Origin of the sequence: Microcoleus sp. C2D2, from assembly GCF_036702495.1 — a bacterium.
GTDB lineage: Bacteria > Cyanobacteriota > Cyanobacteriia > Cyanobacteriales > Microcoleaceae > Microcoleus.
In genome coordinates this window covers 69892-78851 of record NZ_JAUBTO010000021.1, presented here as the reverse complement: position 1 = coordinate 78851, position 8960 = coordinate 69892, and the positions used below count along the sequence as shown (strand labels likewise).

The 8960-nt window shown below is 47.6% G+C and carries 7 protein-coding genes; 3 read left to right on the top strand and 4 right to left on the bottom strand.

The features are described from left to right. Positions 1–577: transposase (locus tag QUB61_RS09900; RefSeq protein ID WP_333189927.1), on the bottom strand; the 577-nt coding region annotated here is incomplete at its 3' end. A 304-nt stretch (positions 578–881) separates the two neighbouring features. Here QUB61_RS09900 and QUB61_RS09895 point away from each other — a divergent pair. Both QUB61_RS09895 and QUB61_RS09890 read left to right on the top strand, forming a co-directional pair. Next, a complete protein-coding gene (locus QUB61_RS09895; protein ID WP_333127744.1) occupies positions 882–1676 on the top strand; it encodes a hypothetical protein in 795 nt (264 codons plus the stop codon). A 126-nt stretch (positions 1677–1802) separates the two neighbouring features. Further along, entirely contained in the window at positions 1803–2555 is a 753-nt protein-coding gene (locus QUB61_RS09890) for a hypothetical protein (RefSeq protein WP_333127742.1), read from the top strand. A gap of 193 nt (positions 2556–2748) precedes the next feature. Here QUB61_RS09890 and QUB61_RS09885 read toward each other — a convergent pair whose 3' ends face one another. From QUB61_RS09885 to QUB61_RS09875, 3 genes are all read right to left on the bottom strand, one after another. Beyond that, a complete protein-coding gene (locus tag QUB61_RS09885) occupies positions 2749–2988 on the bottom strand; it encodes a hypothetical protein (RefSeq protein ID WP_333127740.1) in 240 nt (79 codons plus the stop codon). Positions 2989–3293: 305 nt separating this feature from the next. Continuing rightward, positions 3294–3569, bottom strand: coding sequence for a lipase (locus QUB61_RS09880; RefSeq protein ID WP_333127738.1), 276 nt, complete (start codon positions 3567–3569; stop codon positions 3294–3296). Positions 3570–3721: 152 nt separating this feature from the next. Then, positions 3722–4045 carry a helix-turn-helix transcriptional regulator gene (locus QUB61_RS09875; protein ID WP_333127736.1) on the bottom strand — a complete coding sequence of 108 codons (324 nt, stop codon included), beginning with the start codon at positions 4043–4045 and terminating at the stop codon, positions 3722–3724. A gap of 810 nt (positions 4046–4855) precedes the next feature. On the opposite strand from QUB61_RS09875, the gene QUB61_RS09870 reads away from it, so the two are divergent. Then, positions 4856–8632 (top strand): DUF3987 domain-containing protein, encoded by a 3777-nt coding sequence (locus QUB61_RS09870; RefSeq protein WP_333127734.1) that lies wholly within the window; start codon positions 4856–4858, stop codon positions 8630–8632. Positions 8633–8960: the final 328 nt, after the last annotated feature.

The following is an 8960-nucleotide window of genomic DNA, read 5'->3' as shown; positions in this document are numbered from 1 at the left end:
CGATCGATGCTAAATCTTGCTGTGTGTTTTTGGCAATTATTTCCAAGGATTTTCTGAGTGCATGACCTAATAAATTATAAGTATCTTCTACTCTTGCTGCTCCCCATAAAGGGCTTGAATCTAGGGCAGCTCTTAAGGAACGTTCACTATATCCTTGAGTCTGTTTGGCGATTTCAATTGTTTTTTCTACGAGTCGCCGAGCGCCACCGTTCGCTATTAATGCTGCGCGAAACCTGACTAAAGTACCTTTGCCAAATGGAGTTTGTTCGCAATCTTGACAATCCAACACTAATTGCCATCTTCTGTCCATTTGCATTGCTTCGATTGCTTCGTCATCTGAAACTCCTGTATAAGCTTGCAGAATGATTGCTAAAGCTATTTGTCCTGGTACGCTCGGACATTTTCCTACTGTAGAGTCTTTAAACAGACTTGATAGTTCTTCTTGAAATTCCCGATCGAATAGTTGGTGGCGAATTTTTCTTAAGAATAAGAACAGTTTAGCCGAGCGGATGCGTTTGGCTACCTTTTGTTCTTGTGCGGACAACTCAATCGGGGGATTCCATGTTGGTGGGCGCATTGTTTGGTTTTTGGGTAGTTCACCATAGTTTTTTTTATCTAACCCGATCGTGCGCCTCAGAAATTGACCTTCAAATATCAACAATCCGCTACGGGCGATCGCTCTGCTTTTAACTCACGCACTTGGGGCAATCCACAACATCTCTCGATCGCGAACAACCCCTACGAGCGTACTTTCCACATCGATCACACACACTTACTGGGCTAGTTTTTCTAGCCCATCATACTTCCTGCTTTTTGTCAACCTTTTTTACTGGACTGGCGCTCTAGTCAGTTCGCCAAAAAGCCCACAATCGGCTGCACCAATGCAAGAGATACCCGCGATCGCAATTGGAGCTGCTGGCTCGGCTGTAAACGCCAAGGTCATGAGCCCTGGAGAAGCTGGAATCCTCAACCGCACGACCGCCGGCGAAAACAGTGAAGGCAGCACAGCAATAAGAGAGATACCCATCGGGTCATCTGCTCTTGCCAAGGTAATCGTGCCGATGATTTGGGACGAAGCAGGTCAAAGCCCGACAGCCGGAAGGTTTGCCGTCCAATTGACCGAGGACATAATGGCAACTGATGGGGCGATCGCCTTACCATCTGGCACCGTCTTAATTACTCAAGTAGAAAATGTCACGCGCGGAAATCGACTGGTTTCTCAAAGCGTGGTGGCGCTTGTTTACCCCGATTCTGCTGGCCGCATCCAACAAGTACCCATTCCTCCCGGATACTTAATCATTCGCGGAATCGATAACCAACCTCTCATTGCCGACAGTTTATTTGACAGAGGTTCTGAAATAGCCAAGGCTGATATTTTAGTAGGAATTCTCGGTAGCTTAGGGCGGGTAGGAGAAATAATTAATCGACCAGCCCAAGAAACTTTCAGCCAGCAGAGCGGCTTTTTTGGAAGTACGGCTGTTAAAACAACAACCTCGTCTGAACCTAACATTTTAGCAGCCGCTTTAGAGGGATTCTTTACACCTACTGCCCAACGGCTGCGAGAAAGAGCGGATCGCGACGCGCAAGAACTTTTGAAGCGAGGCAACGTGGCGATCGTACCAGAAGGAACTAAAGTTTCAGTATTCGTCAATGCCTTTGTCACAGTGCAGAGATAACGGAGTTGACATCTTCCCCGCCCTAAAAGAACGGAAATTCCAAGAATCACTTCTTGGACTTCCTCTTTCCATGACTCGGCTTACTCAGACCGGGCTTTATACAAAAATCTTGGAGGTAATATAACCATGAAAAAACTCACTCGGAAAATTCGTCTGGCTTTACTTTCTCCTGCCTTACTAATTGCCACTGCATTCAGCAATGTCAATATTGGGCAAGCTCAAACATCGGCGCTAAAAATTGTAGGAAGAGATGCAGCAACAAATGCAACTACCAACCTTCAAGTATGGTCTGGCCGTTCCAGCGTTATTGACTTTAGCCAGACTGGTGAAGTCATTACGTACATCCGGTTGGCAGATCCGTCCAGGGCTGTCTTTAACACTGATGCTGAATTAAAAACTAACCAAGCTAGAACCATATTTGTCCAACCGATTCAACCCTTACAATTCCCTGGCGCTACAACAGCAAACATTACTAACCTGTTCATTAAAACTCGCTCTCCAGAAGGAATTGAACGCCTTTATACCTTTAATGTCGTTCACCGGGACGGGCAACCTACTAATAATGGCATTGCCATCTCTACGGTAGTACCCGGGCAGGAGCCAAGCGTAACTTTAGCAGACAATCGAACGGCGGCGCTCAGGGACATCGAAGGGGGATTAGACATTGCCATCCAAAGAGGTTACACGCCTCCCAATGACCCCGTTGTCTTCAAAGTTCGAGAGTTCATTGCTCTAGCTCGAAATGGCACAGCTATTGCTAAAGCTGCTGAGAAAACTAATCTATCAATGTCTGTTGTTATTTCACTAGGGCAGTTAGGGTTGAGCCGCGAACCTTTGTATGAAATTCCAAAAACGCCATCTCATAAGCTCTCCTTTTAACTCGAACTCCAGGAAATTAAATCCGTTTGCTCAACCAAAAATTTCAACTTCGTATCAAGCAATAGTCCGGACAGTTTTTAGCTCAAAGCCTGAAATCCTTGATTTTTTGTTGGTAGTTTTGCTTTGAGCTCGGGCTAAAACCCGCATTCTATGGTTGACACTCTAAAACTGTCCGAAGTGTCGATCGAGAACGTTAGCTGTCATCGGTAACGTCTTCATGTGTAGAAACTGCTAATGGCAGCCCTACAGACAACAAAGCGCTTTGCGGTAACTTATTTTCTATCTGCCTTAACATTGCCTCAAGCTCTACTCTTGGACTGGTTTGTAGACCGAGACACTGTACAATTCTATTGGCATCCGTACTCGAACGCTTATTAAGTTGGATGCCATAGCTCCCTGTTTCTGCTAACAGTTCGTAAGAGTGAAACTGCATGGGCTCTCCAAGACGTGCCTCTTGAATATGTTGAAAATAAAATTCACGTTGCATATAATCAATCAGGCAATCTTGAACTACAAGGACAAGATGCTTGCTGAGATGCTCAAATGTATGAATTTTGGGCCTGGCTGAAATGATGTTCCCGTTCCATATTCAATTAATTATTCCTATCGAGCATTACTCACCGCACGCGATTGCTAAACCATACCCCAATTCAGCAACGCCAAACTTGGTTATTTTACTCTAAGTTTGACCTCAGTTCCTACTTTCCCATCTCAAATTTATCGGTCATTTTTTAGGAACTATCTCATTGAAGCTATAGCTATAGATAGGGGTTCAGCCACTTGTAAGTCTTCAATCAGATTATCAACCCACCCCTGATAAGAGATGTATGGCACCTTAAAAACAGGTCTTAACTCTTCCCAATCCTTCACTTGAAAAAGATAGGGCGCCAACTGTTCTAAGTAGGAACGACCGAACTGAAATTCCATGTCGAGATTCCGAATCTTCGACAGTAATTTTTCTGTAATGGAAGTTTTTTCAAAGATATCTAATTCTGAAATACCCTTAACTGCCATGCTGTCTATTAACAAGACATAAAGCCTTTTGCGGGATGTTATATCCGGTAATAAATCAGCTTTAATACGTTGTAAAAATAAGTCGCGCTTCTGAATTTGTTCGGCAGTTACCGTGGCATTGAAATATTGAATAAATGGATCTTTTTCTCTTGTTAAGACGCTTTCCGATACTTCTGCTGTCGTGCTTTTTTTTTACGAGTGATCGCCTCATACGGATCTTCATCCCCTTCCGCATATTGCATCAACTCTGTCATAGACCAACCGATCGCATAGGCAAACTGGACTAACTTTTGCAATCTGGGATCGGCTTTGCCCTCGCTCCAGTTCACCAGCGTGTTGAATGAAACTCCTGTAATCCTTCCTAGTTCCCTAGAACTACCAACGCGCTCATCCTCCACCAACGCCTCTATTAACTGACCGAGACGTTTCTGGATTCCACTATCGAACGCTAAATTTTCCTCTACTTTCGTTGACATTCCTGTTTTCTAATAGCTAAGGAGTTGCCGCAGGCATAATTGTCTCGCCTGTATTATACCAGAATAACTCGTTTTACAGTCAATAGTATGATTCGCCTAACTTAATCTAAATTCCAATCGCTAGCCTTAGAGGGGATAATGATAGCCACTAATACTTTGACCCAAAACGTAACAATTCTTTACTTGATAAAAGTTAAACTTGGCTATATGCTGGTTAAATGATAAATACTTTTATCACACCCTCTAAAAATTTGGCCTCACCCTAATCCTAGTCTGAATCGCAAGTGAGGCTATTCTACCAGTGGAAGAGATACAGTTGTACAGAAAAACAACCTTAGAATCCCCATTCTGATTTTTTTCTGAACTGAACTCTTCCCAGACATTAAACACCGACGGCTGTTTGACAGCGATCGCCACCGGAACTACTGAAGTTGTCATCTGACTTAGAGTTAACTGCCAGATCGGGCAGACTCTTGACTGTGCTTCCATCGGTCGGACTTAACCGACTTTTGATGGCGGTACATCACATCTATCGGTCGAATTGTTGGAGCCGACTCTTGATGGTGGTACATCTCTGGCCGACTTGTTGAAGCCAACTTTTGATGGTGGTACATCTCTGGCCGACTTGTTGAAGCCAGCTTTTGATGGTGGTACATCTCTGGCCGACTTGTTGAAGCCAGCTTTTGATGGTTTTTCCATATTAAACCATTAGAAGCACTGAATCAATAGGCGTGTCTTAGAATTTCTAGTATTTAAGACATTTGCTGCTCCAACATTCGGCTTCCTCTACCCTTTGGAATAGGAGCCAAAATGCACTACAACGACCTAAGCACCCGCCTGTACCAGGGCTTGTCGCGGATTCCTCAAGACTGGCAACTCTGCCTGCTCGACGGCAGGAAAGTCCCTCAAGGCACGGGCTGGCAGCAAAAACCGCTCAGTCCCGCCCAAATGAAAGAAGCTGTAACTCTTGGACAAATGGTAGATAGAGCCGACGGCACTCAATACCGCTGCTACCCCAAAGGATATGGGCTGATCACTGGAACTGCGATCGCTGCCAACGGGAGCACCTACTATTTAATGGCAGTAGACCAAGACGGAGCTAGTGCTAGAGCGAAAATCCTTGAACTGTCCGATGGCGAAGAATTACCCCACACCGTCGCATTTACCTCCAATCGGCCCGGCCGCTGCCAATACCTATTCCTAGTCCCAGAACAATACGCCGGAGCTATCCGCACCAAAAAATTCCCCACAGACGCTATCGGAGACGACGGCAAAGGCGAACAGCTCGAACTCCGCTGGGCGGGGTTGCAATCTTGCCTGCCGAATAGCGTCCACCCGACTACTGGCGAGTACGTCTGGCTCAAAGGCTGCGCTCCCGATGAAACGAGTGTGGCATTAGCCCCGCAGTGGATCGTTGAACAAATGCTGACCGAACCGCTGGGGGAATCAGAAAATTCTGAACACCTCCCTCTAGAAAAAGCTCTAGAAGAAGCTGAAGCCAATTCTACCGCTCCCGCCCCCCGCCAGCGACACCTACACCGCACTCACCGCCCAGAACCGGAGTGGACTGATATCGATTGGGCGCTATCCTACCTAGCTGCTCTGTCTCCCGGCCGCGCCGATAACTACGACGAATGGTGCGGCGTGGGGATGGTTCTCAACTCCATCGATGATTCTCTCCTCTATGAATGGGACAAGTGGAGCCGCCAATCCCCCAAATACAAGCCGGGAGAATGCGACAAAAAATGGAGGAGTTTCAAAAGCAGTGGGGTGGGCATCGGCACGCTAGCTTACTGGGCTCAACAGGATGGGTGGACTTCACCATTTAAGAGGCACAGTGCAGCCGACATTCAAAAAAATGGACAGCAGAAAGCAACTCAAAATTCCCAAGACATTAGCAATACGAGCGAACTAAATCTTGCTAACCAAAACTCTGAAGAGGGCGATCGCACGGGCGGCAGCGAACCTAATCCTGGTTCCTCTTCCAACGGCTCCGGTGTCAACAGATCCAACAACGATCACTACTTGTACAATCGCGTCACTGACATTATTAACAGTGAAATCAACCCGCCCCAACAGACAGCGGCTTTAATTGAACTATCCGCCCGTGAAAGGTTTCCTTTGAAAGGAGTCAAAGATTTAGCCACCGAAGTAGAAACTCATATTAGCTACGGAGAAACTCACGCACAAGAAGTTCAAAAACTCAAAAAAATCCTCAATTACCGCCAACAGCAACTAGACATCGCTCAAATTCTGCCCGCTCCTCTAGCCGCTTCAATTTTGACTAAAGCCGCTTCTGACCGCATCGACCCCATTTACATTTACCAGTACCTCCTCTCCGCTTGCGGTAGCCAAATGGGGGGGCATATTGGAATGATTGGCAAAGAAGGTGCAACAATAGCCGACAGTTGGGTAGAGTATCCTATCTTCTGGACAATGGTAGTTGCTTTAGCTTCTGCTGGCAAAAGCCAGACAATGCGCTCAGTTTTTGGTAGTGTCAAACAGCGTTACAAGCAAGCCAAATCCGCATACAATCGGCTCAAAGAAAACTTAAAAAAGCTGGAAGAAGCGTGGCCACAAAAATCTACTCAAGAGAAAGAAAAACTCAAAAATAGCCCGTCAAATCCCGCAGTCTTTAAAGCTTCAATGCCTCCCCCCGTGCCCAAGCAACTTATTGAAGCAGGAAGTCCCGAAGGTGTTCTGCGGCGGATGAGCGAACTCCCGGTCAGGACTGGTAGCGCTTGGGTTTTCGACGAATTGGTGCGGTTGTTGAAGCTGGATCAGTATAAAGACAAGGGGGGAGATACTCGGCAAATCCTGCTACAAATGTGGAACTCGCCTGCAGATATTGAATTTGAACGGGCTGACGATAAAGATGCCTTTGAACTTAAAGATTTGTGCTTGAATTTGACAGGGGCTACTCAATTATCCAAAGTCCAACAATTGTTTAGCGACCCCGATGACGGCGACGGGCTAATCAGCCGCTTTTTAATAGCGGTGCCGTCAACTCCTGATAACTTTGCAGTTTGGTCAGACTCGCAAGTTGCGATCTCCGGGGAATTGCAAGAATTGTACGACCACCTGCGATCGCTCCACGGCGATCTTCGAGAGCTAGCGGGGTTGTCTGCCGCGAGTGAAGGTGGAGAATTGCCCCCCGTCCTGCTGTCGTTTACGACCGAGGCTCATCTGCGGTGGAAGCGGTGGTGGGAAGAAGTCAGGCGCAACCAACAAGCAGTGGAATTTGAAGACCCAGCATTTTATGCCTATTTGGGCAAAATGCTGTCTCAAACCTTGAGGTTAGCCCTCCTGCTGCACTGCATGGAATTGAAGTACGAAGAAAAGCCAGACCCGCTGCGCGTCGGCCTCGATACCTTAGAGCGGGCGATCGCGGCGGCTAAGTTCAGCATCGGGCAATTCCGCATCTTGCAAACGAATAACCACGCCTCCGATTCGGCCGGAGCCCATCTCTCCTTAATTTACACCTATGCCCTGCGGAAGGGGGAGGAGGTTTCAGCCGCTCAAATCCAGAACAGCGTCTTCAAACGGTGCAAGCGCAAACCCACATTAGCTGAAATTCGCTCCAACTTCGCCGTTCTCACAGAAAACGGGTATGCACTTCTCTCTGGCAAGGGAAAAGACCTCCGCATTCGAGCGCTTCCATTATCTAAAACTCGCGTCGGAATTCCGACAGATTCCGGCAAAAGTTCCGGCATCCCAGAAATGGCCCAAGCACTTGCCATGGTTAACGTTGAACCCCCTTTCCCCCGCTATTCCGGCAATTCCGACACTCCAGCGCGACGCGACGGCAATTTACAAGATGAATGGGTGAGTCCGGCATCATCCATGTGCGCCTCGGTATCGGAAGCTGCTACTGCGATGCCGACAGCGAGCGAATTGGAAATAGAAGAGGATTCGCCACCTGCTACTGCAATGCCGACAGCAAGCGAATTGAAAATAGAAGAGGATTCGCCACCTGCTACTGCAATGCCGACGATGAGCGAATCAGAAATAGAAGATGATTCGCCACCTGCTCAAATGTGTCGGAATTGTCGGAATTCTGACATCGATGAGGTTTCAGAAGTTGAGCCAGAGCCAATTGTAGGCAATGAAAATCTGTCGGAAAATGGTCGGAACGAAGTCGGAATTTCCGACGAGTTAGGCGGTGAAGGAGACGATGCCAATAGTGAATGGAAGGGTGAGTTAGATCCAAGTGACGATACCAACAGCGAATGGAAGGGTGAGTTAGCTCCAAGTGACGATGCCAACAGTAAATTGGAGGGTGAGTTAGATCCAGGTGACGATTCAGACTTGGATAGCGACCCGCTATACGGTGATCGCGTGCCAAAACCGACTGCACCGCCCGACCGCATTGGCACTATGGAACTAGCACCTCCAGGCGCGTCTAGCGTCCGAGGCAATAGTGACAAGGAGGCTGCCACAGTGAGCGATAGCCCCGATCTTCTGCCCAATCCCGCTATTCTACCCATCGAGCCGCAGACTTCCACAACACCTGCTGACCAACCTTGCCCCACTGTTGAACTGACCGAACGCCCAACCCTGGGCGAAAGTGAGGCGAGTTCCCCGTAACGACTTGCGTAGCCGAAAAACGGAATAATGACGCCGAAAGGCAATTTGCGGATCGTGTTAGACAACGTGACTGTCCAAGTTGAACTCCATTTCTGTGGGATGGAAGGCCGCGCGATCGCGCGCCTCCTGTCAGCTTGTCGATGATGGAAAATTTTCCATTGCCTTTCTCACGGACGCACCACTCCGTAAAATCGGTAATGTCCGATTAATTTTTGATTAACCTCCGCGCCTACCGTCGCGGAGCAGCTAAAAAAGTCAGCTACTGAAACCACTCTCCGCAGAGAGTGCTAATTGTGATGACTGAATGCTCATCCGCCAATGTCCCGTT

Bases quoted from the DNA above. Each gene is read 5' to 3' on its own strand.
- QUB61_RS09895 (WP_333127744.1), top strand. From the start codon at position 882: ATGCAAGAGATACCCGCGATCGCAATTGGAGCTGCTGGCTCGGCTGTA.
- QUB61_RS09890 (WP_333127742.1), top strand. From the start codon at position 1,803: ATGAAAAAACTCACTCGGAAAATTCGTCTGGCTTTACTTTCTCCTGCC.
- QUB61_RS09885 (WP_333127740.1), bottom strand. From the start codon at position 2,988: ATGCAGTTTCACTCTTACGAACTGTTAGCAGAAACAGGGAGCTATGGC.
- QUB61_RS09880 (WP_333127738.1), bottom strand. From the start codon at position 3,569: ATGGCAGTTAAGGGTATTTCAGAATTAGATATCTTTGAAAAAACTTCC.
- QUB61_RS09875 (WP_333127736.1), bottom strand. From the start codon at position 4,045: ATGTCAACGAAAGTAGAGGAAAATTTAGCGTTCGATAGTGGAATCCAG.
- QUB61_RS09870 (WP_333127734.1), top strand. From the start codon at position 4,856: ATGCACTACAACGACCTAAGCACCCGCCTGTACCAGGGCTTGTCGCGG.